The following is a 20,545-nucleotide window of genomic DNA, read 5'->3' as shown; positions in this document are numbered from 1 at the left end:
GTACAGGCTTCTAGTCTTTCTTTGTCTTCTGGACTCATTGTTTTATAGGGCTTAACTTTGATCTATTATCCCACTCTGCTTTGCTAAGTATTTCTACTTATTACCTAATTGAGATGCTCCCCTTTAAAGTGCATGAGGTCGAGCCCTTGATTAAGTGTCTAGAGGGTATAACTTCACACCCAAGACCTTTAGTAGAAGCAGTCATACATTGGACAGGCGGACAACCCTTTTTAACTCAGAAAATATGCAATCTTATAATTAGATCTCACCAGCTAATACCAAGTGGATTTGAATCTGAATGGGTACGTCAACTAGTATTTAATTCAATAATTAGTAATTGGGATTCACAAGATGAGCCCGAACATCTTCGTACTATACGCGATCGAATCATACAAAGTAAACTCAGCCTAGGGCGTCTACTAGGTGTGTATGAAAAAATTTTACGATTTGGGAAAATTGATTCCGACGAGAGTGCAGAGAGTATTGAATTGCGGTTATCAGGCTTAGTTATTCAGCAACAAAATAAGTTAGAAATAAGCAACTTAATATACGCAACTGTTTTTGACAAAAAATGGCTTGAAGACACTCTTAGGGAATTACAACCCTATGCACAGGAATTAGCTTCATGGTTAGCATCCGACTGTAAAGATACGAGCTATCTCCTACAGGGTGATTCTCTCAAAAATGCGCTTTCATGGGCTTCTGCAAGAATTCTAAGCGTAACTGAATATCAATTTTTGTTGGCTAGTCAAGAATTTCATGCACAAAATAAATATACTTCGATAAAAGATAACCTTCAGAAAGAAGTTGTTGTTGAATCAAAAAACCAATCAGATTCAGCTTGGAAAAAGTTAATTGAAAATAAAATAACTCTAGAGCAGGCTATAAATTTACTAATTGATAGTGAAAAAAATCTTTTGCAAGAAGCATTTGATCCTAAAGTGCATCATCGATTTATCGAGCATTTTCCTAAAAATTTTGAATTCCCTCCAATTATTCCCCTGTTACTATGGAAGAATTGCTACTTCGTTGCCTCTGTAGAAAAAATTAATCCTGATGTTGCTAAAGTTCTTATGCAGCATACCAAGACAAAAATTGAATTTTTTCGGATTAACTATAAAAGCTATTCTGAATTTCCTTACAAACTCAACCTCCAAAATCATAATATTTATGCTGAGAAGTTGAACGATCTTTTAGCGTACAAGCAAGCTATCAAAGCTGCTGGGGATATAAAGGCTTTTTTGAAAATGAGCGTTATGAGCACTGATAATCCTCTTAAGCAATTAGAATTAATAATTGCAGGTGGAGTTCATCAAAGAGCCAGTGATATTCATTTCGAACCACTTGACAGTGGTTTAAGAGTAAGGTTTCGCATTGATGGATTGCTTCGCGAAGTCATTCGTAGCGAAGATGGACTAAGTTCGTCACGGATTGTGAGTGCATTAAAAGCGCAGGCTGACATGAATGTTTCTGAAAGGCGCTTACCTCATGATGGGCGTCTTAGGATGCAGTATTCATCAAACAGTAAGTTAGATATTCGCATTAATACAATTCCCTGTGTTTACGGAGAAAAAGCCGTAGTTCGTTTGCTGCCTGAAGAAAACCCCTATTCAAGCTTAGACGACCTAGGCTTTATGAAAAGTTCGTTGACAATATATAAAAGCTGGATCGAGCAAAGTCAAGGAATTGTCATAATATGCGGACCAACAAGCTCTGGTAAGACGAGTACCCTGTATACAACCTTACAAAGCATTACTAATGAGAATATTAATCTTTCTACAATTGAAGATCCAATAGAATATATTCTTCCTGGGATCAACCAAATGCAAGTGCATGAGTCCATTGGAATGACCTTTGCTAACGGCTTGAGAGCATTATTAAGGCAAGATCCTGACGTTGTAATGGTTGGCGAGATTCGAGACCAAATTACGGCTGAAACTGCTATTCGAGCTGGTCTAACTGGTCATTTGGTATTAACTACACTTCATACAAATGATGCAGTTTCAGCAATTACCAGATTAATTAGTATGGGAATTAGCCCTTCACTAATATGTGATGCTCTCTTGGGCGTTGTTTCTCAAAGACTTGTTCGCAAGGTCTGTTCGGATTGTTCTCAGCCTGTAGAAATAACTAAAAGCGAACTTCAATACCTAGGTCTTGAAGCTAGTAGTACTGATATGAGAAAATCAGTGCGAGGCATAGGCTGCTTCTCATGCGGTGGAACTGGCTATTCTGGTAGAGAAGCCATTGTAGAACTCCTTACATTCGATCCAGTTGTCAAGCAGTTGGTTCGAGAAGCTCGTATTGGAGAAATGTATAGCTATCTAAGTAAAAATAGCATTAATTCATTTCGTCTCGCTGCTCTAGAAAAGATTTTTAATGGAATCACTAATGTTGACGAGCTGAAGAGGGTTCTGCCTTATGGTGCGCTACATCCAGATGTATCTGAATGGGTCTCTCAACGTACAATCTGACAATAAGAATATGTAATGATTTTGCCAAAAATGGAAGTGACAACGGTTAGATCGCGCTAGCTAAAAGAAAAAAAATAACCATGCCTTCTCTCATCCCCTCTCTCAACAGTTGCGAATCCCGCATGACATCGGGTGAGAAGCGCTTGGCTATCCGTTTAGAACAGAAGCTCGATCGCGATTACCTGATCTGGTATGACGTACCCATCGGCAAAAAGCAACTGCACCCCGATTTCATCATTCTGCACCCGTTGCGCGGCTTATTGGTGCTAGAGGTCAAAGATTGGAGACTCGATACGATTCTCAACGTTACCAAGGCTGATTGGACTATCCTCGATCGCCACACTAACGCACCCAAACAAGTCAGCAATCCCCTAGAACCAGCCCGAAAGTACGTCCTTCATGCCGTGAAATTGCTCGAACGCGATGCAGAGTTAGTCCATGCCCTGAACACTCCCCACCCTGGTAAGTGTATTCTCCCTTTCGGTTAAGGTGTTGTATTTAACGTGAATTCGGGATAAGGAATATGAGACGAAATATAGGGCATATAAGCGTTCTGGGCAGGCACGGGGGCACTGCCCCTACACCAATTGTAGGGGCGATGCCCCTGTGCTCGCCCCGATTTACTGGATGAATAGGATTTATTTGTGAGAATTTAGCATTTATAGATTCAATAGCCTTAAATAAAGAGTTTGGGATTTTCTTATCCCGAACTGAGGTTATTTACCAACATCGCAAAAACTCTATCCTCAATGAGTTTATTTTTCATGCGATCTCACCAGCAAAAGTAATACCATTTTCAAAAAGTAATGCGACGTATTGTTTTTGAAAGACCGCGCGGAGCGCGGAGCCTAAACACCGATCTGTTGCAAATTTAAGTGAAATTGGTATAAAAAGTGACGCAGCCACCGACTTAAGATTTTGATACGCTATTTCAATAGGGGAGACGCACTCTAAGCGTGGTATGTAATTTTTAGTTAGCAGTTCGCCTTGTCCCTACCGAGGCGATTTTTGTCTGTTAAAAGCGATCGCATTAAAAAACAAGAGTTTTGGATAACACATACAGTCGCCATCCCTTCTGATATTGTTTTGTGTGACTTTGTAATAACTGCAAATCACCTTATCCCTCAAGGTGATTTTTTGTCACCGTTCGCATCTACCATAATACCGCCCCTCACACAGTCGCTTCTACTGGTTTAGCTTCCTTTTTCTTTTTCTCAAAAGCTAAGATATTTGGGGCATCAATCGTCGTTTAATTTTTCGCTTGCGATCGCACTGCATTTGCTCAGCAAACCTTACATCGATCCATTCCTTTTTAGGACTGCCCAAAAACAATTCTTCCAGCCAACGGGGTGTGGCTAGATTTGCCTGTAGCTCTGTCATCAGATCAACCCCTGCTAGGTTTTGTTGATTATTACTTCAAACATCGTAATTTGCCTCGATTCTGCGTGCAAAGCCCGGTGGGCGACCAGTTGGTGCTTCCCGTCCAAGCGATCGCGGGCTTCCCCTTCTTATCTAGTCGAACGAGAAATTTGTTGTGCCCTAGTGGGCCAGGGGCTGTGAAGCGATTATTATTTTCAACATCTACACCTGCATCTTTAAGCTTCTGTCGCGCTTCCTTGTTTTCATCACGAAGTCGTGCTTCTTGAGTAGATTCTTCTTTCCGCTTTGAAATCGATCCGTTAGCTAATACGAGATGGGCTTTATTGCCAATGGCGCAAAGCGCGTCGATCAGTTCGTTATCGCTTAATTCAAACAAAACGGCAAAGATCTCAGTCTTCTCCTTCAATGCCGTTTTTAACTGTTTGAGCAACGCCAGTCGCAAATCTCCAGAGAGAAATTCGCGAATTGTCCGATCGTCCTTTTCACTGATTCGATCTTTAAATTTCTTTAGCGACAAATTTTGTTCGGCTAGAAATTTAGCCATAAACTGGGATATCACGAAACCACGGTTGAAGAATGGCTTGAACGAACCCTGATTTGTCCCTAAAAGTTTTGGTTGGCTCCAATCACTAGCATGTGATTCCCACAATTCAAGTTTCTGATTTTTGTTACGTATTACGGGGATAACTCTATAAGAAACAATATCTCCAGTATTCGCATCGTGATCCGTCCATGAAAATCGCTGAAATGGCCATTCCGTAGAAGGTTTTGCGACCTCATCCTGTCCTTTCTCTGGTTTTGTTGTCACTTCCTCATTCTCAAATCCCATTCTGTTTAGGAGGAAATCCTCAGTAGAATTTCCTGATGGGTCTTGCTTTCGTCTAGCAATGGCAAAACCTCGGCACTCAGAGATAGGTTTGGAGATGCTCCAGAAAAGTAGGGCATCATCTTTAACTTTGTTGGCATAATCGTTTCTAGTTCTTATAAATTAAACTTTACCCATAGAAGCCTCATCCAACTTGTAAAATCACTTCAAAAAGAAATTTTCAATCCTAAACAACTTTGGATCTAACTTCAAGAATATAATTATTGTTTGGAACTGATTTGTATGTTATCTTTTCGAAATACTCTTAGCTGAATTGTGGGAAAGTCTGATCTGATAGTCCTTTACCCTCCTATAACGACTACGATCCGACAAACGAAGCAATCGTTCTGTTTGATAAGAGCATCAGGTATATATTTATTTGTAAGTTTGACTTGGATTTGTAACCATAGATGCGAAATCTGTCCTAAAAGAAAAATTTCACTAAAAGGCAACCAGAACTTAATCTGAGCTTAGCCAAATCTTAGATTCACGTCATGCGATCTATGGTCTTATGGATATGGAACTGTAATAAATTTAACTTTATTGAATAGGTATATCCTTATTCTAGGAGTAATCTCCAATGAGTAATGCCAAAGAGTCTAGTCACCTTCAAACAATGCCGTTAAAGGAAAATTTGAACCCCAACAGCGAGTTTTTTGAGTTTGAGCTATGGGCAAGTGCAGTCAAAGAGCAGATGCTTTTACATTTTGAGAAGCCGAGAGTGCATTTAGGGAAAAGAGGAAGACCAAAATCGAGTGTAAATTAAAGTAAATTAAATATTTAAAAAAAGCATTATTAGCGGTATACAGCCTCTACTATTGAACGTTCTTTTCAGCTAAAGCCTTTGTCTAGTAAGTATTTTCGCCTTATCGACAAATTCTTGTGAGTGTATTCCCAATATTCTGGCTCTCAGATAGACTGAGGATGTAAATCAAAGAAACGCTCGTTCCATTTCTGCTAAAGCTTTCAATCACTAGCCATATTAGGTTCGATCTGTCTGTTTAAGTTAAGAGATTGTAATTTAAGAGATTGTCACAAACTTCTTGCAAGTGACGGTGAAAAACAGGTTCTTTGAGAATCTCTTGCAGTTAAGGGTTTTAGAGTTTTTCTGTTCCGCCAAGGGTAAACTTTAAGAAATATTAAAATTATGATAGCAACACCTGACAAGTTCGCTTCTATTAGTGCTTACGGAACAGCTAGGTCTACGGTTGAGGGCGCACCTCTAAGTGACGAAGAACTCCACAAGATGCATGCATTCTGGCGTGCGGCTAACTATTTAGCTGTTGGGATGATTTATCTGCGTGACAACCCCTTGCTAAGAGAACCCCTCAAGCCCGAACAAATTAAGCTGCGATTGTTGGGTCACTGGGGTTCTAGTCCTGGCATCAGCTTTCTCTACACTCACTTAAATCGAGTCATTAAAAAGTTCGACCAGGACATGCTGTTCATGGTTGGTGCAGGACATGGAGCACCCGGTTTTCTTGGTCCTTGTTACCTTGAAGGAACCTACTCTCGGTTCTACTCCGAATGCAGGGAGAACGAAACTGGAATGAAGCATTTCTTCAAGCAATTCTCATTCCCAGGCGGCGTCGGAAGCCACTGCACGCCTGAAACTCCTGGCTCCATTCATGAGGGTGGCGAATTGGGCTATAGCCTCTCCCATGCTTACGGCGCAGCCTTTGATAATCCAAACTTAATTGTAGTGTCCATGCCTGGTGACGGAGAGTCAGAAACAGGTCCTCTTGCAACCTCTTGGCATTCCAACAAATTCATCAATCCAATTCGGGATGGTGCGGTTTTACCCGTATTGCATTTGAATGGCTACAAAATTAACAATCCTACAATTCTTTCTCGGATTAGCCATCGAGAACTCAAGGCATTGTTTGAAGGTTATGGTTACGAACCCTACTTTGTGGAAGGTTCCGATCCCGAATCCATGCACCAGGCAATGGCTGCAACACTGGATCTCTGCATCTCCAAAATTCACAGCATTCAGCAGGAAGCCCGTTCTAGTGGCGTTGCCACTCGTCCTATATGGCCGACGATCGTGCTGCGGACTCCCAAGGGTTGGACGGGTCCTGCGTTCGTGGATGGTCATAAAGTCGAAGGATTCTGGCGTTCCCATCAGGTTCCGATGGGTGGGATGCATAGCAATCCCGAGCACGTGCGTCAATTGGAAGAATGGATGCGGAGTTACAAACCAGAAGAGCTGTTTGATGCCAACGGCACATTGCTTCCCGAGATTAAAGCAATGGCACCCGTCGGTGACAAGCGACTCGGTTCCACGCCCCACGGAAACGGTGGTTTGCTTTTGCACGAGTTAAATATGCCTGATTTTCGTCAGTATGGAGTGCAGGTTGAGAAGCCAGGAACGATCGAAGTTGAGAATACCAAACCTCTGGGTGTGTTCCTGCGAGATGTCATGAAAAACAACATGACTAATTTCCGCGTATTCGGACCTGACGAAAACACTTCTAACAAATTGGGTGCGGTTTACGAAGTCAGCAAAAAATTCTGGATTGCAGACTACCTGCCAGAAGATGAAGACGGCGGCGAACTGTCTCCTGATGGTCGCGTGATGGAGATATTGAGCGAGCATACGCTGGAAGGCTGGTTAGAGGGTTATTTGCTATCCGGACGACATGGGTTCTTTTCCACCTACGAGTCTTTTGCCCATGTGATTGATTCCATGTTCAACCAGCACGCCAAGTGGTTGTCGATCTGCAATAACATCCACTGGCGAGAGGAGGTGGCATCCCTCAACCTGCTCATTACCTCGACGGTTTGGCGACAAGACCACAATGGTTTTACCCACCAGGATCCGGGCTTCATCGATGTGGTGCTGAATAAGAGTCCAGATGTAGTTCGCATTTACATGCCGCCGGATGTAAACACATTGCTGTCGGTGGCGGATCACTGCTTGCGCAGCAAAAATTACATCAATGTGATTGTCTGCGACAAGCAATTGCACTTGCAGTATCACAGCATGGATGATGCGATTAAGAACTGTACCAAAGGGATCGATATCTGGGAGTGGGCCAGCACCGATCGCGGAGTAGAGCCAGATGTCGTGCTCGTGACCGCAGGTGATATTCCCACGCAGGAATCGCTGGCAGCGTCGTATATGTTGCGGGAGAATTTCCCCGATTTGAAAATTCGTTTTATCAACGTAATCGATCTATTCAAGCTGCAGCCTGAATCAGAGCATCCACACGGCTTAAGCGATCGCGACTTTGACAGTCTCTTCACCCCCGACAAACCGGTCATCTTCAACTTCCACGGTTACCCCTGGCTGATTCATCGGCTCACCTACCGCCGCACCAACCACCAGAACATCCACGTGCGCGGCTACAAGGAAGCAGGTAATATCAATACCCCCTTAGACTTGGCAATCCAGAACCAGATCGATCGCTTTAGCATTGCGATCGATGTAATTGACCGAGTTCCCCAGCTGAAGGTTGCAGGTGCTCACGTGAAGGAAATGCTCAAAGACGAGCAAATTGCCTGCACTAACTATGCCTACGAACACGGCATCGATCGCCCCGATGTTGTGAATTGGAGGTGGCCTTACTAATCGATCGACACAACAGAGGGATTCAGAAATCCTATCTGAATACTCTCTGTCGCGATCGGCGATCCTGATGTCCGCGACGAGCGAACCGTATTAAGACTGAAGGAGAATATTATATGAACGTTTGCACGGTTTCAACCTATTCTTTTGCCGATCAGAAGCCCGGTACATCGGGGCTTCGTAAGTCTGTTCCTGTTTTTCAACAACCTCATTATCTAGAAAACTTTATCCAGTCGATCTTTAATAGCCTGCAAGACTACCAGGGACAAACCCTGATTTTGGGTGGTGATGGACGCTACTACAACCGAGAAGCCATTCAAACTATTTTGAAAATGGCATCGGCTAATGGTGCCGGAAGGATTATGGTTGGACAGCACGGCATTCTATCGACTCCTGCAACTTCAGTTGCGATCCGTAAGTATCAAACCTTTGGTGGCATCATCCTATCTGCCAGTCATAATCCGGCTGGGCCAACCGAGGACTTTGGCGTAAAGTATAACATCGGCAATGGGGGACCGGCTCCCGAAAAGGTGACGGAAGCTATCTACGCTCAAAGTCAAGCGATCGACAGTTACAAAATTTTGGACGCTTCCGATGTCGATGTTGACACCTTAGGAGAGTCCAAACTGGGCGACATGGTGGTGGAGGTGATTGACTCGGTGTCTGACTATGCCGAGTTGATGGAGTCTCTATTTGATTTCGATCGCATTCACCAATTTCTCGCCAGCGGACACTTTCAGATGTGCTTCGATGCCCTCCATGCCGTCACTGGTCCCTATGGACATCGAATTCTCGAACAAAGGCTAGGGGCAGCTTCTGGCACCGTTCAAAATGGCACTCCCTTGGAAGACTTTGGGGGCGGACATCCCGATCCAAACCTAGTCTATGCCCGCGATCTAGTTGAGATTATGTTCGGCGATAATGCCCCGGATTTTGGTGCTGCTTCTGATGGGGACGGCGATCGCAACATGATTTTGGGACGCCAGTTTTTTGTCAATCCCAGCGATAGTCTGGCAGTTTTAGCGGCTAATGCCAAACTCATTCGCGGATACCGAGAGGGGTTGGCAGGACTTGCCCGTTCCATGCCAACCAGCCAGGCAGCCGATCGAGTGGCAGCCAAACTGGGCGTTGACTGTTACGAAACTCCAACGGGCTGGAAGTTTTTCGGCAATCTGATGGATGCCGGACGAGTCACCCTTTGCGGCGAAGAAAGCTTTGGCACCGGCTCGAACCATATCCGCGAAAAGGACGGACTATGGGCGGTGCTGTTCTGGCTGAATATTCTGTCAGTTCGGCAGCAATCTGTGGAGCAGATTGTAAGAGATCACTGGCAGACCTATGGGCGCAACTACTATTCTCGCCACGACTACGAAGCGGTCAATAGTTCTCGCGCCGATACCCTGATGGAGAATTTGCTCAAAATTATGCCCACCTTGAAGGGACAATCCTTTGGGCGTTATGAAGTCGAATACAGCGACGACTTCAGCTACACCGATCCAATTGATGGCAGCGACAGCCAACATCAGGGCATTCGAATTGGCTTTACGGATGGATCTCGTATAGTCTTCCGCCTATCTGGAACGGGGACTCGCGGAGAAACCTTGCGCGTTTACATGGAAAGTTACGAACCAGATCCTGCCCACCAAAACCTAGATCCCCAGATCGCGCTGAAAGAGCTGATTGCGCTTGCGGATGAAGTGGCTCGCATCCACGAACTGACGGGCATGGCAGAACCAACGGTCATTACCTGATGGATAGGGCGCTATAACGAGCGCCCTAAAGTTTTTGAGCCAAAGCTTATGTCGAAATAACTTTAATGGAATTTAGTGAAATAATTATGGAAACTAGCGTTGAAAGCATTCATGCCAGAGAGATTCTTGATTCTCGCGGCAATCCAACTGTTGAAGTAGATGTAACATTACAGGATGGTAGCAAAGGACGTGCTGCGGTTCCTTCTGGTGCATCAACAGGAAGTCGAGAAGCTTTGGAGTTGCGGGATAACGATCCCAAACGCTACGGCGGCAAAGGCGCATTGAAAGCGGTTGCAAACGTCAATGGGTCGATCGCTGCCGCGCTAACTGGAATGGATGCCACCGATCAGGTCGCTATCGATACCAAAATGCTAGAACTCGATGGCACTGAATATAAATCAAACCTAGGTGCTAATGCCATTTTAGGTGTCTCGATGGCGATCGCCCGGGCCGCTGCCACATCTCAGGGTTTACCCCTCTACCGCTATCTAGATAAGGAAGAGCCCAACCTGCTGCCTGTTCCCTGTTTCAATATTCTCAACGGTGGCGTTCATGCCGACAACAGCGTGGACTTTCAGGAATTCATGATTGCTCCGGTGGGTGCCTCAACCTTTTCAGACGCACTCCAGATGGGAGCAGAGGTCTACCATGCGCTTAAGTCGATTCTAAAAAAGCAGGGTTACAGCACTGGTGTCGGTGATGAGGGGGGATTTGCTCCCGATCTCAAAGCTAACATAGAGGCGATCGAGCTAATTCTTCAGGGAATTGAAACGGCTGGACTAAAGCCGGGTGATGAAATGGCGATCGCCCTCGACCCCGCTACGACCGAACTCCATCAGGAGGATGGTACCTACCTGTTCTTCAAATCCGATCGGAGTCGTAAAACTTCAGAGGAGATGATCGCCCTCTGGGAAAGTTGGGTCAGCCAGTTTCCGATTATTTCCATTGAAGATGGTTTGGGCGAAAGCGATTGGGACGGTTGGAAGTTGCTGACCCAAAGACTGGGCGATCGCATCCAGTTGGTTGGCGATGATGCCTTTGTTACAAATCCCAAGATCGTCAGACAGGCGATCGCCGATGGGGTGGGCAACTCTTCTCTGATCAAAGTCAACCAGATTGGTTCTGTCACCGAAACCCTCAAAGCTATTAACGATTCCAAAGCGGGCAACTATACCTGTATGGTCAGCCATCGCTCTGGCGAAACCCCTGACGATTTTATTGCCGATCTGGTGGTGGCAACGGGAGTGGGTCAAATTAAATCCGGCGCGCCATGCCGGGGCGAGCGTCTGGCAAAATACAACCAGTTGCTTCGCATTGAAGAGGAACTGGGAGTTAAGGCGCAATATGCGGGCATTTCGACCTTTAAGGCAAAGCAACCCATTGCCTGAGACTGCTTACTGCAAACCCAGAAAAGTCAAAAGGTAACGCGTGTATATCCTCACAGATGTGATTGAGAGATTGGATTTATGAATGTTGACAAATTGAAATTTGAAGTATCGGATGAAGTAAAGGCGCTGATCCCCGAACAGAAATTGTTATTGCTCGTCGAGGCATTTACTCAAATTGACTCGAACCAGGATGGGAAAATAGCAGTCGGTGAATTCCTCGATTTCTCCTTAGCAGAAAAGAAAACTCATTTGCTCAAGCAGTTTGCAACTCTGGATATCGATAAGGATGGGTTCATCGAGTTTGAAGAGTTTGTTGTTGCCACTGAACCAACCTTCCAAATTCTAAAAAGATTCCGCGAACTAGACCTCGATCGGAATGGACTTCTTTCGCTTGAGGAAGCTCTTGAAATTGCCGATCGACTGGTCTTACCCCTCAATATCGAGCAAATAAAAACCATTATGAAACAAGTCGATCGCGATGGTGACGGACAAATCACTTATTACGAATATCTAGGGGCGATCGCCCACATCGGGTTCCAGTGATTTGAGGTTGGTTGGTTTCGATTTCCCCCTTTGCCCAATTGCTGCGACTTAACGAGGTTTGTATGAATACCAAGAAACTCTGGCAACGCTACGAAAAATGGCTCTACTACCACGAAGGCTTGGACTTGTATCTGGACGTAAGCCGGATGCGGTTTGACGACGCACTGGTTAAGACCCTAAAGTCTAAGTTTGAAAAGGCGTTTAAACACATGGAAGCACTGGAGGGAGGGGCGATCGCCAACCCAGACGAAAACCGCATGGTCGGTCACTACTGGCTGCGCGATCCCGATCGCGCGCCCTCCCAGTTAAAGAAGGAAATCGTAGATACGTTGAATGAGATCGAAGCCTTTGTCCAGAAGGTTCACGACGGCACGATACATCCACCGGAAGCACCCAAATTTACCGACATTCTCTCGGTTGGGATTGGCGGATCTGCATTAGGACCGGAGTTTGTTTCGGAGGCACTGGCTCCAGATTTTCCGCCGATGGCGATTTACTTTATCGATAACACCGATCCGGCAGGCATCGATCGCGTTCTCAACCGTCTGAAAGATCGGCTCAAAAGTACCTTGATTGTCATTACTAGCAAATCTGGCGGCACTCCCGAAACTCGGAATGGGATGCTAGAGGTGAAGCACGTCTACGAGCAGCAGGGCTTACATTTCCCGTCTCATGCGGTTGCCATCACCGTTCCTGGCAGCAAAATGGACGAACTGGAACGGATTGAGGGCTGGTTAGCCGAGTTTCCCATGTTCGATTGGGTGGGAGGACGCACCTCCGAAATGTCGGCTGTGGGACTGTTATCGGCATCTCTGCTAGGCATTGACATCCGATCGCTGCTAGCAGGTGCCAAGGAAATGGATGCGGCAACTCGCGTGCCCGACATCAAGGGCAATCCTGCCGCTCTATTAGCCCTTGCCTGGTACGCTGCTGGAAATGGCAAAGGCGAGAAAGACATGGTGATGCTGCCTTACAAAGACAGTCTGTTGCTGTTTTCCCGTTACCTACAACAGTTGGTGATGGAGTCGCTGGGTAAAGAGAAAGACCTGGACGGTAAGACGGTTCATCAGGGGATTGCGGTTTACGGGAATAAAGGCTCCACCGACCAGCATGCTTACGTGCAACAGCTTCGAGAAGGGATTCCCAACTTCTTTGCTACGTTTATTGAGGTGCTGGAGGACCGTCAAGGAGAATCGATCGAAGTTGAACCAGAAGCCACGTCAGGAGATTTTCTCTCTGGCTTATTAATGGGAACGCAACAGGCACTGTATGAAAATCATCGGGACTCGATTACTATCACCATTCCCCAGGTCAATCCTCGTAACGTGGGAGCTTTGATCGCCCTCTACGAACGGGCGGTGGGGCTATATGCGTCTCTGGTTAACATCAATGCTTACCACCAGCCAGGAGTGGAGGCTGGGAAAAAAGCCGCTGCATCGGTATTGGATTTACAGCGTCGGGTTCTGGCAACGCTGAAAAATGAGGATCGACCTCTAGAATTGACAGTGCTAGCAGAAAAGGCGGGAGCTGCGGACAACATTGAAACCGTTTACAAAATCGTGCGCCATCTGGCAGCGAATCATCGCGGCATTACCTTGCAGGGCGATCGCACTAAACCATCCAGTCTATCGGTTTCTGCTCAGTAACAGAACGCTTATCTGGAGTTTGCCTTATGAAAGTTGCTTTTTTCAGTACCAAAACCTACGATCGCCAGTCTTTTGAGGCAGCGAACGCCAACTACCATCACGAATTGACCTTTTTTGACGTTCAACTCAACCCCAAAACAGCCGTGTTAGCAGCGGATTTCCTAGCCGTTTGTATGTTCGTCAACGACATTGCAGATGCGGCAACGCTTGATATTCTCGCTTCTCATGGGACTCGCCTCTTGGCACTGCGGTCTGCCGGTTTTAACACCGTTGATTTGCAACGATCTGCCGAACTAGGCATCAAGGTTGTGCGGGTGCCTGCCTATTCCCCTTATGCCGTTGCGGAACACGCCGTTACCCTGGTACTGGCACTCAACCGTAAAATCTACCGAGCCTACAACCGCGTTCGAGACGATAACTTTTCCCTAGAAGGCTTAATAGGATTCGATGTATATGGCTGTACCGTTGGGGTCGTTGGCACGGGCAAGATCGGCATGGTGTTTGCCAAAATTATGCAGGGATTTGGTTGCTCGTTGCTGGGTTACGATGCTTACCCTAACGATCGATTTGAAGCTGTCGGCAATGCTAGTTACGTGTCGCTACCCGAACTCTTAGCGAATTCCGATATCATCTCGCTTCATTGTCCGCTGTTTCCCGAAACTCGCCATTTAATTAACGCAAACACCATTGATCAAATGAAACCCGGCGTCATGCTAATCAACACCAGCCGTGGTGGTTTGATTGACACGACCGCCGTAATTGCAGGCATCAAGTCAGGCAAGATTGGCTATCTGGGCATTGATGTATACGAACAGGAAGACGAACTTTTCTTTCAAGATCTGTCTGATTCAATCATTCAGGACGATACCTTTCAGCTCCTGCAATCGTTTTCCAATGTTGTAATCACAGCGCATCAAGCCTTCTTAACCCGCAATGCCCTAGAAGGAATTGCCACTACAACTCTGTCCAACATCACTGATTTCGAACGAGGGCAATCTTTGAAGAATGAAGTAGCTTTTCAGCCTCCCCCCCTTGTAAAAGCTACCGTTTAAATGCGATGGAAACATAGGGCACAAGCTCTGCAAATAAACATTATCCTCTCGTCCAAATAATATTCCATGAAAACGTTTTTTCTCGATCGACTTAAATTTATCAACCGATTTTTGACAGGAGCAAACATAGATATGGTCAGCATCGTTCCTAACAATATTCAGATCGAAGACGATCGTACAGGGATTAATGTCGAAACCCTGAAGCGGGCATTTCTGGACAACTTGCTATACATTCAGGCCAAGTTTCCCAAGATCGCGACCAAGAACGACTACTACATGGCATTGGCATACACGGTGCGCGATCGCCTGCTCAATCGCTGGCTGCATACTACGCAGACTTACTTGGAAAAAGCCCCCCGAATGGTTGCATACCTGTCTGCCGAGTTTTTAATGGGTCCTCACTTGGGCAATAACTTAATCAATCTTGGGCTTTACAACCCGGTCAAGCAGGCAATGGAGGAATTGGGGCTGAACCTCACGGATCTGTTGGAGCAGGAAGAAGAACCCGGATTGGGCAATGGCGGTTTAGGCCGCTTAGCCGCCTGCTACATCGACTCCCTAGCAACGCTGGAAATTCCGGCGATCGGCTATGGCATTCGCTACGAATACGGCATCTTCGACCAAGAAATCAAAGATGGTTGGCAGGTCGAAATCACGGACAAGTGGTTGCGTTATGGAAATCCTTGGGAGATTGCGCGTCCGGAGGCAGAATTAGAGGTAAAGTTTGGCGGTCACACCGAGTCTTACACTGATGAGCGCAATCGCTACCGCACTCGGTGGGTGCCTTACAAAGTGGTCAAAGGTGTTCCCTACGATACCCCAATTTTGGGTTTCCAAACCAATACCGCCAATACCCTGCGGTTGTGGAAAGCAGAGGCGCCAGAGTCTTTTGATTTTGGAGCCTTTAATAAAGGCGATTACTTCGGGGCTGTTCACGAGAAGAGCGACTGCGAAAATATTACGAAAGTTCTTTACCCCAATGACGAATCCTCCCAAGGGAAGCAACTGAGATTGGAGCAGCAGTACTTCTTCGTCTCCTGCTCCCTGCAAGACATGATTCGCCTGATGAAGATACAGAATCTCGCTCTGGATCGGTTCCACGAGCACTACGCGATTCAGTTAAACGACACCCATCCCACCATTGCCGTGGCTGAACTGATGCGGCTGTTGTTGGATGACTATGGGTTTGAGTGGGATCGTGCTTGGGACATCACCACCAGAACCTTTGCCTACACCAACCATACCTTGTTACCCGAAGCATTGGAACGCTGGCCTCTAGGCATGTTTGGCAGTCTGTTACCCCGTCATCTGGAAATTATTTATGAAGTCAATGGGCATTTTCTCGATGCCGTCCGCCTCAAATTCCCTGACGATGGAGATCGCATCCGTCGCATGTCGATCGTTGATGAAAGCGGTGAGCGGTACGTTCGCATGGCGCATCTTGCCTGTGTGGGTAGTTACGCCATTAACGGGGTTGCCGAACTCCACAGTGATTTGCTGAAGAAGACTACACTGCATGACTTCTACGAGATCTATCCTGAGAAGTTCACCAACGTAACCAACGGAGTTACCCCTCGCCGTTTCATGGTCTTGAGCAACCCCCGACTGGCAAACCTGATAACAAACAAAATTGGAGATAGCTGGATCAAAAATCTGGACGAACTGCGGCAACTGGAGAACTTCATCCATGATGCGAAATTCCGCAACGAGTTCCGTCAGATGAAACAAGCTGTTAAGCAAGATCTGGCAGATTATATTCGGGAAAACTACCGCATTGACATCGATCCCAACTCGCTATTCGATATTCAGGCGAAACGCATTCACGAATACAAACGACAGCATCTGAATGCCCTCTACATCATCACGCAGTATAACCGGATCAAGGCAAATCCCGACCTCGATGTTACGCCGCGCACCTTCCTATTTGGCGGCAAAGCAGCTCCCGGTTACTATATGGCAAAGTTGATTATCAAGCTGATCAATTCGATCGCCGATGTAGTCAATATCGATCCAGATGTGCGCGGTCGTCTCAAAGTGATATTTTTGGAAGATTACAACGTTAGGTTTGCCCAGCGCGTTTACCCCGCTGCCGATCTCTCCGAACAAATTTCTACTGCTGGCAAGGAAGCCTCTGGAACGGGCAACATGAAGTTTTCCATGAACGGTGCGCTGACAATCGGCACGTTGGATGGTGCCAATATCGAAATTCGGGATGCGGTCGGTGCCGATAATTTCTTCCTTTTTGGGTTGACCGCTGAGGAAGTTCTTGCCAAGAAAGCGTCTGGATACAATCCCTGGGATTACTACAACGCTAACCCAGAACTGAAACTAGCGATCGATCGCATCTCTTCCGGCTTCTTCTCCCACGGCGACCCGAATTTATTCAAGCCTTTGTTAGACTCTCTACTTTATCGCGACGAGTACCTGCTGCTGGCAGACTATCAATCCTACGTCGAATGCCAGGATCGGGTGAGTCTGGCATACCGCGATCGAGAAAGCTGGACTCGCATGTCGATCTTGAATGTGGCGCGGATGGGTAAATTTTCCAGCGATCGCTCGATTCGAGATTATCTTCAGAAAATCTGGAAAGCTTTACCCGTGCAGGTAGAAGTACCAGAGTACAGTCAAGCAAATGGCGACGTGAAGCTCACTTTCTAACAAGGTTATAGTGGGGCGGGCATCTTGTCTGCCCAGTTCTGGTATTCATTTGGAAATTCATTATGACACTCAAAATTGGCATTAATGGCTTTGGTCGCATCGGGCGGTTAGTGGCTCGGATTGCCATGGATCACCCCGATGTGGAGCTGGTCGGCGTGAATGACCTTGTTCCCGCTGATAACCTCGCCTATTTGTTCAAATACGACTCTACGCACGGTACTTACAAAGGCACGGTAGAGGCTGGAGATGATGGAATTGAAATCAATGGGCATTTTGTTCCCTGTCTGGCGCTCAGAAATCCAGCAGAATTGCCTTGGAGCAGACTGGGAGCCGATTATGTTGTCGAATCCACTGGACTGTTTACTACCTATGAGGGAGCTGAAAACCACCTAAAAGCTGGAGCAAAGCGAGTTGTAATCTCGGCTCCGACTAAAGATCCTGACAAGGTGCGGACGTTTGTGGTGGGGGTAAATCACCAAGAATTCGATCCTACAACGGATAAGATCGTCTCCAATGCGAGCTGCACCACTAACTGTCTGGCTCCCGTTGCCAAAGTTCTGAATGACACCTTTGGCATTGCGGAAGGTTTGATGACCACCGTCCACTCCATGACTGCCACACAGCCAACTGTGGACGGTCCCAGTAAAAAAGACTGGCGGGGCGGACGAGGCGCTTCCCAGAACATCATACCTTCTTCTACGGGAGCTGCCAAAGCGGTCGCCCTAGTATTACCCGACCTGAAAGGTAAACTCACCGGTATGGCGTTTCGGGTTGGCACTCCCGATGTCTCGGTGGTCGATCTGACCATTAAAACAGTAAAACCAACCACCTATGACGACATTTGTGGGGCGATGAAAGCAGCGGCAGAAGGCGAACTGAAAGGCATCCTGGGCTACACCGAGGATGAAGTCGTTTCCACGGACTTTCGCACCGACTCTCGCTCTAGTATCTTTGATGCTCGAGCAGGGATTGGTTTAAATTCCAACTTTTTTAAAGTGGTGTCTTGGTACGACAACGAGTGGGGCTACTCCTTCCGAGTTGTAGACCTAATGTTATTTATGGCTAGAAAGGAAGGATTGATATGAAACCATTAATTCATCGTACGAAGATTGTTGCCACAATTGGTCCTGCAAGCGACTCTCCAGAAATGCTTCGTAAGATGCTGTTGGCAGGAATGAACGTTGCTCGCCTCAATTTCTCTCACGGTAACTATGAGGATCATGCAAAACGGATCGAGCGATTGCGGTCTGCCTCAGAGGAATTGGACTTACCGCTGATGTTACTGCAAGATTTACAGGGACCTAAGATCCGAGTGGGCGATCTGCCCCCTGAAGGGATGATGCTGAATGAAGGGGAATCTCTGACGCTTGTCCCGATCGCCGACTATACGGGGCAACCCAACACTGTCGGCATCGACTATGCTTACGTAGCAGAAGAAGCCGAATCGGGAACGCAAGTTCTTCTAGATGATGGTTTGCTGGAACTGCGCGTTGAGAACGTCGATGGCAATGAGGTTCGGTGCAAAGTCGTCGAAGGTGGCTTGCTCAAAAGCCACAAAGGGGTCAACTTTCCGACGCTAAATCTGCGCCTGCCCTCCATGACCGAGAAAGACAAGCGCGACCTGGATTTTGGTATCGAGCAAGGGGTAGACATCATCTCCCTCAGCTTTGTCCGCAGACCGGAAGACATTCAAACTCTGAAAGCCTTGCTGAAGGAGAAAGGAGCCGACATTCCCGTGCTGGCAAAGTTGGAGAAACCTCAGGCGATCGCCAACCTAGAAGCGATCGTCGATGAGTGCGACGCAATCATGGTGGCGCGAGGCGATCTGGGCGTAGAAATGAGTCCCGAAAAGGTGCCTTTGATTCAAAAGCAGATCATCAAACTGTGCAATCAAAAAGGCATTCCTGTGATAACCGCCACCCAAATGCTGGACAGCATGATCCACAATCCCCGTCCTACCCGTGCGGAAGCTAGCGATGTTGCCAACGCAATTATGGACGGTACAGATGCAGTCATGCTGTCTGGTGAATCTGCTGTGGGAGATTACCCATTGGAATCGGTCAAAATGCTGGCACGCATTGCTACCGAAGTGGAGCCATCCATTCAGTTTGTCAACTATCCGCCCAACCACACTGACGATGCGGATGCAATCAGTGAAGCACTCAACGCAATCGATGACGCGCTGGATCTCCAGTGCATTGTCGCCTTTACCGAAACGGGTTACACCGCCAAACTCGCATCGGGAGAGCGTCCGAAGGCTGCGATTGTAGCCTATACCCCCGATCCGAAAGTCTATCGCCGTCTCAACTTAAATTGGGGAGTCAGGCCAGTTCTATTGCAAGAGGTCGAAGAAGATTTGCTGGACGTGTTGGCTCGAGTTGAGGCAGATTTAATACGACGAAACTTTGCCACAAATGGTGACAAAGTATTGGTCATGGGCGGTATTCCATTTGGCAAGGCAGGAAGTACGAACTTCCTCAAAATTCACACGATCGCAACCAAGGGGTAATAAACAAAATGGCTAAATTGATTTTGACCCGCCACGGACAGAGCCTCTGGAACGCGGAGAATAAATTTACTGGCTGGGTCGATGTTCCGTTGAGCGAACAGGGGCGGGCAGAAGCGACGATCGCCTCCTGCAAACTCAGAGATTATCGAGTCCGAGTATGCTTCACCAGCATGCTGTTCCGCGCAATTGAAACTGCAATCATTATTTTGACCGAAGTGGATGATATTTGCGACGGTAGAATTCCCATCATCAAACACGAGGCAGGCGATGCAGACTGGCATGGTTGGGACAAATATAACGGCGATCCCGAGCAGGAGCTTCCAGTATATCCCACAGCTATTCTGGACGAACGCTACTATGGCGAACTGCAAGGGCTAAACAAGGTGGAAACAGCCGCGAAATTTGGTAAGGAACAGGTGCAACTCTGGCGGCGGTCGTATGATGTGGCTCCACCGGGTGGTGAAAGCCTGGAAGACACTGTAAAGCGAACAGTTCCATTCTTTCGCGATCGTATCATGAAACACTTGATGGCAGGGGATAATGTGCTGATCGCCGCGCATGGAAACTCACTCCGTTCCATTATTAAGCAATTGGAAAATCTGTCTGAAGAGGAGATTGTCAACGTTGAGTTAGGAACGGCGATTCCTATCTTGTATGACGTTGATTCCAACGGTCAGATTACAGACAAAGTTATCCTGAATTGAGACG

Annotated in this window: 15 protein-coding genes; 12 read left to right on the top strand and 3 right to left on the bottom strand. The window is 46.8% G+C overall.

The annotated features are described in order from the left end of the window. The first annotated feature begins 425 nt into the window (after positions 1-425). Complete coding sequence (locus ACP2WE_RS24460; protein WP_425218130.1) at positions 426-2,474, top strand: ATPase, T2SS/T4P/T4SS family; 2,049 nt, start codon at positions 426-428, stop codon at positions 2,472-2,474. Between the two features lie 80 nt (positions 2,475-2,554). Next, entirely contained in the window at positions 2,555-2,962 is a 408-nt protein-coding gene (locus ACP2WE_RS24455) for a nuclease-related domain-containing protein (protein WP_425218129.1), read from the top strand. A 733-nt stretch (positions 2,963-3,695) separates the two neighbouring features. On the opposite strand, the gene ACP2WE_RS24450 is transcribed toward ACP2WE_RS24455, so the two are convergent. From ACP2WE_RS24450 to ACP2WE_RS24440, 3 genes are read right to left on the bottom strand one after another with little or no spacing between them, the layout of a single operon-like run. Continuing rightward, positions 3,696-3,854: a hypothetical protein gene (locus ACP2WE_RS24450; protein ID WP_425218128.1), complete on the bottom strand. Its 159-nt coding sequence runs from the start codon at positions 3,852-3,854 to the stop codon at positions 3,696-3,698. Between the two features lie 31 nt (positions 3,855-3,885). Next, positions 3,886-4,662, bottom strand: a complete 777-nt coding sequence (locus ACP2WE_RS24445) for a phospholipase D-like domain-containing protein (RefSeq protein WP_425218127.1) — start codon at positions 4,660-4,662, stop codon at positions 3,886-3,888. Between the two features lie 26 nt (positions 4,663-4,688). Then, entirely contained in the window at positions 4,689-4,820 is a 132-nt protein-coding gene (locus ACP2WE_RS24440) for a hypothetical protein (RefSeq protein WP_425218126.1), read from the bottom strand. Between the two features lie 1,046 nt (positions 4,821-5,866). Between ACP2WE_RS24440 and ACP2WE_RS24435 the strand changes: the two genes are divergently transcribed. The 10 genes from ACP2WE_RS24435 (at position 5,867) to ACP2WE_RS24390 (ending at position 20,541) form a co-directional block, all read left to right on the top strand. After that, entirely contained in the window at positions 5,867-8,293 is a 2,427-nt protein-coding gene (locus ACP2WE_RS24435; protein WP_425218125.1) for a phosphoketolase family protein, read from the top strand. A gap of 113 nt (positions 8,294-8,406) precedes the next feature. Continuing rightward, positions 8,407-10,041: an alpha-D-glucose phosphate-specific phosphoglucomutase gene (locus ACP2WE_RS24430; RefSeq protein WP_425218124.1), complete on the top strand. Its 1,635-nt coding sequence runs from the start codon at positions 8,407-8,409 to the stop codon at positions 10,039-10,041. A gap of 86 nt (positions 10,042-10,127) precedes the next feature. Further along, complete coding sequence (gene eno / locus ACP2WE_RS24425) at positions 10,128-11,429, top strand: phosphopyruvate hydratase (RefSeq protein WP_425218123.1); 1,302 nt, start codon at positions 10,128-10,130, stop codon at positions 11,427-11,429. Between the two features lie 78 nt (positions 11,430-11,507). Then, a complete protein-coding gene (locus ACP2WE_RS24420; protein WP_425218122.1) occupies positions 11,508-11,972 on the top strand; it encodes an EF-hand domain-containing protein in 465 nt (154 codons plus the stop codon). 62 nt (positions 11,973-12,034) lie between these two features. After that, entirely contained in the window at positions 12,035-13,618 is a 1,584-nt protein-coding gene (locus tag ACP2WE_RS24415) for a glucose-6-phosphate isomerase (RefSeq protein WP_425218121.1), read from the top strand. 26 nt (positions 13,619-13,644) lie between these two features. Further along, positions 13,645-14,670 carry a 2-hydroxyacid dehydrogenase gene (locus tag ACP2WE_RS24410; protein WP_425218120.1) on the top strand — a complete coding sequence of 342 codons (1,026 nt, stop codon included), beginning with the start codon at positions 13,645-13,647 and terminating at the stop codon, positions 14,668-14,670. 132 nt (positions 14,671-14,802) lie between these two features. After that, positions 14,803-17,328: a glycogen/starch/alpha-glucan phosphorylase gene (locus ACP2WE_RS24405; protein ID WP_425218133.1), complete on the top strand. Its 2,526-nt coding sequence runs from the start codon at positions 14,803-14,805 to the stop codon at positions 17,326-17,328. Positions 17,329-17,387: 59 nt separating this feature from the next. Continuing rightward, entirely contained in the window at positions 17,388-18,413 is a 1,026-nt protein-coding gene (gene gap / locus ACP2WE_RS24400; protein ID WP_425218132.1) for a type I glyceraldehyde-3-phosphate dehydrogenase, read from the top strand. After that, on the top strand, positions 18,410-19,837 hold the full coding sequence (gene pyk / locus ACP2WE_RS24395) for a pyruvate kinase (protein WP_425218119.1): 1,428 nt from the start codon (positions 18,410-18,412) through the stop codon (positions 19,835-19,837). Before gap ends, pyk begins: the two co-directional genes overlap by 4 nt. A gap of 8 nt (positions 19,838-19,845) precedes the next feature. Next, a complete protein-coding gene (locus ACP2WE_RS24390; RefSeq protein ID WP_425218118.1) occupies positions 19,846-20,541 on the top strand; it encodes a 2,3-bisphosphoglycerate-dependent phosphoglycerate mutase in 696 nt (231 codons plus the stop codon). Positions 20,542-20,545: the final 4 nt, after the last annotated feature.

Origin of the sequence: Tumidithrix helvetica PCC 7403 (genome assembly GCF_965232925.1) — a bacterium.
Lineage (GTDB): Bacteria > Cyanobacteriota > Cyanobacteriia > Pseudanabaenales > Pseudanabaenaceae > Tumidithrix > Tumidithrix helvetica.
Note: the sequence above shows the minus strand (reverse complement) of the source record. Positions and strands in the feature narration are given on the sequence as shown.